5 protein-coding genes and 1 pseudogene are annotated in these 3,452 nt (G+C 48.0%); all 6 read right to left on the bottom strand.

Annotated features, from left to right (window positions below):
• Positions 1–364 (bottom strand): annotated as a pseudogene (gene rplB, locus WIH05_RS06825) (50S ribosomal protein L2); the annotation flags it as partial.
• A 96-nt stretch (positions 365–460) separates the two neighbouring features.
• Positions 461–760, bottom strand: coding sequence for a 50S ribosomal protein L23 (gene rplW / locus WIH05_RS06820; protein ID WP_022272683.1), 300 nt, complete (start codon positions 758–760; stop codon positions 461–463).
• On the bottom strand, positions 760–1,380 hold the full coding sequence (gene rplD, locus WIH05_RS06815) for a 50S ribosomal protein L4 (RefSeq protein WP_022272684.1): 621 nt from the start codon (positions 1,378–1,380) through the stop codon (positions 760–762). Before rplD ends, rplW begins: the two co-directional genes overlap by 1 nt.
• Before the next feature lie 29 nt (positions 1,381–1,409).
• Positions 1,410–2,045, bottom strand: a complete 636-nt coding sequence (rplC, locus tag WIH05_RS06810; protein ID WP_022272685.1) for a 50S ribosomal protein L3 — start codon at positions 2,043–2,045, stop codon at positions 1,410–1,412.
• Between the two features lie 256 nt (positions 2,046–2,301).
• Positions 2,302–2,619 carry a 30S ribosomal protein S10 gene (gene rpsJ / locus WIH05_RS06805; protein WP_022272686.1) on the bottom strand — a complete coding sequence of 106 codons (318 nt, stop codon included), beginning with the start codon at positions 2,617–2,619 and terminating at the stop codon, positions 2,302–2,304.
• Between the two features lie 454 nt (positions 2,620–3,073).
• A partial coding sequence (locus tag WIH05_RS06800) for a S41 family peptidase (protein WP_337425161.1) occupies positions 3,074–3,452 on the bottom strand: 379 nt, incomplete at its 5' end.

Here is a 3,452-nt window from a genome sequence, read left to right as displayed (position 1 = left end):
TCTCGCCGCTCATAACCTTCATTCCGTCGGTTAAGTCCTGGGGTGCAAGGATATATGCTTTCTCGCCGTCTGCATAGCAGATCAGAGCGATGTTTGCGCTTCTGTTGGGATCGTACTCGATTCCGATTACAGTTGCCGGAATTCCATCTTTGGAATTTCTCTTGAAGTCAACGATTCTGTATTTTCTTCTGCTTCCGCCGCCGTGGTGTCTAACAGTGATCTTACCCTGGTTGTTACGGCCTGCGTTCTTCTTTAAGGAAACAAGAAGTGCCTTCTCCGGAGACTTTTTAGTGATCTCAGAGAAATCGGAACCAGTCATGTTTCTTCTGGAAGGTGTATATGGGTTATAGGTTTTGATTCCCATTATTTGCTCCTTTCAACGCCCTCTGGCGTTTCTTGTTTTTCATGTCGCGACTTTTCTGTCGCATAGGGTGCGGGCATTCACTAAGCCGCTTTCAGCTTATAATCCCTGGAAGATCTCGATCTCCTTGCTGTCAGCGGTCAGCTTTACGATGGCTTTCTTTGTCTTTGCAGTCTTGCCAACGATCATGCCGCGTCTCTTATTCTTGCCGTCGAGGTTCTGGGTGTTTACGGAAGCAACCTTTGTGCCCGGGAACATCTTCTCAACAGCCTCTTTGATCATGGTCTTATTTGCTTCCGGATGAACCAGGAACGTATATTTCTTCTCGCTCATAGCATTCATGCTCTTCTCAGTTACAACCGGTTTGAGGATTACGTCGTAATACTGTACATTTGCCATTATGCGTACACCTCCTCGATAGAAGCTACTGCAGCCTTGGTGGCTACTACTGTGTTGTATTTCAGAATGTCATACACACTCAGTGTATTAACAAGGGAAGTTCTTACTTCCGGGATGTTTCTTGCGGAAAGAACTACGTTCTGATCGTTCTCTGCAAGTACAACCAGTGCCTTGGATACGTTTAAGTTGTTCATTACGTTCTTGAAGTTCTTTGTCTTGATCTCCTCGAACTTTAACTCGTCAACTACAACGAACTTGTTGTCGTTTACTCTGCTTGTTAAAGCAGACTTAAGAGCAGCTCTCTTCTCCTTCTTGTTGAGACGGATGGAGTAGTCTCTCGGTGTCGGTGCGAATACTACGCCGCCGCCTGTCCACTGCGGTGCTCTTGTGGAACCCTGTCTTGCATGGCCGGTTCCTTTCTGTCTCCACGGTTTTCTTCCGCCGCCGGAAACTTCGGAACGTGTTTTAGCCTTCTGTGTTCCCTGACGTTTATTTGCAAGCTGTGCTACAACGGCAAGGTGTACGAGATGCTCGTTCACTTCAACGCCGAATACGGCATCGTTTAATTCCATTGTGCCAACTTCTTTGCCTTCCATATTGTATACGGATACGTTTGCCATTTCTATGTTTCCTCCTTTCCTGTAAAAGCTTACCTAGAAACTTTTACTGTTTCCTTCAGTGTTACTAAGGATTTCTTCGGGCCCGGTACTGCACCCTTAACAAGAATCAGATTCTGCTCTGCATCAACTCTTACAACTTCCAGGTTCTGGGTTGTGATTCTCTTATGACCCATGTGACCCGGCATGCCTTTGCCCTTGAATACGCGGCCCGGAGTTGTTGCGGAACCATTGGAACCCTGATGACGGTGGAACTTGGAACCGTGAGCCATGGGTCCTCTGTGCTGTCCTAATCTCTTAATAGCACCCTGGAAACCTTTACCTTTGGAGATCGCTGTTGCGTCAACCTTGTCGCCCTCTGCGAAGATATCGGCTTTGATTTCGTCCTTTACATTGTACTCTTCTGCATTCTCAAAGCGGAACTCTCTCACATATCTCTTGTAAGATACGCCAGCCTTGTCAAAATGGCCTTTTACCGGCTTGTTCACAAGCTTCTCTCTCTTGTCAACAAAACCAACCTGTACAGCTTTGTAGCCGTCGTTTTCTTCTGTCTTAACCTGTGTTACTACACACGGTCCAGCCTGAAGAACAGTTACCGGAACAAGAACGCCTTCGTTATTGAAGATCTGTGTCATTCCGACTTTTGTAGCTAAAATCGCTTTCTTCATTTCTTTACCTCCTGTTACTAATCTACAGCGGAACACAGGGCCTTTGCCCCGCGTTCATCCTAGAGCAGCCCAACATAGGTGGAACACTATGACACCGCTTTTTCGGTGATGTTGATTCCCTTTCAGGAAAGTGTTGCTTTTATATCAGAACCATTCTGGATTAACATGTTCATTCCCCGGACAGCTTTTTCCATGCCGTTCCCCAGGGACCGCCCGCTCAAGCTCTTTGCTTCTCAGGCTCCAGGAAAAACAAATCTTATTTGTTTTTCATCTTGATGTCGATAAACACGCCTGCCGGCATTTCCAGTCTGGACAGAGCGTCCACGGTCTTCTGGCTCGGGCTTGTGATATCGATGAGTCTCTTATGAGTTCTCTGCTCGAACTGCTCTCTGGAATCTTTGTACTTGTGAACAGCTCTTAAGATCGTTACAACCTCTTTCTTGGTCGGCAGCGGAACCGGTCCACTCACCTTAGATCCTGTCTTTTTTACTGTCTCGATGATTTTTCCAGCGGACTGATCAACCAGCTGATGGTCGTACGCCTTTAATGTGATTCTCATAACCTGACTTGCCATAAAAAAAGTCGCCTCCTTTTCGCACTTTTAACGAAGTACGACAAGCGGTGACTGTACACGGTCTCGTGTGTATCATCCGATCCACACGTTGTTACTGCCCCTTACCAAGAGCAGCTGTTAATTTGGTACAGTGACTTGTCGCCAGTTTCCTAACTTGACATTCGCTCCACGGAAAACCTGCCATTTACAGGCAGCAACCTCACGCTTCTTAGCTATCATGCCACAGCTCTGACAGCATAACATAAAATCTTTTAAAATGCAAGCACTTTTCCGCAATTTTTACAATCTGTGCATATCCTGTTTTTCTGCGCCTATATAATAGGAAGAAATCCACATAAAAAAGCGGAGACCGCTGCTGGAAGAGGGGATAAACCCTCCTTTTGCAGCGATCTCCGCACTCTCTTTATCTGCCCGGATACTCCGTTTCCATCGGCAGTATACCTGCCTGTTTTCCCTACTGCCCCTCTCCGGCAGCTCCTTCCTCTGCGCTGTCCTCAGCCTCCAGCGCCGCTGCGGATTCCTCCACGCGCTTTTCCGCTTCCTCCAGCCCGTTGACAGCCACGTCCATGGCTGCCTTTAACTGGTTATCCTGGTCCCTGGGGATCTCGATCATGCTCTCCAGGCCCTCGTCCAGCTCCACCAGAAGATCCGGCTCAATGCCCACCTCATGGATGCATTCGCCGGAGGGAACGTAATAATACGCCGTTGTGAGCTTTAAGGCGCTGCCGTCGGGCAGGTCAAAAATTCCCTGGGCAATGCCCTTTCCGAAGGTCTTTGTGCCCACCACAGTGGCCCAGCCGTTGTCCTTCAGCGCTCCTGTGAGTACCTCCGAC

Origin of the sequence: Alitiscatomonas sp., from assembly GCF_037242085.1 — a bacterium.
Lineage (GTDB): Bacteria > Bacillota > Clostridia > Lachnospirales > Lachnospiraceae > Alitiscatomonas > Alitiscatomonas aceti.
Note: the sequence above shows the minus strand (reverse complement) of the source record. Positions and strands in the feature narration are given on the sequence as shown.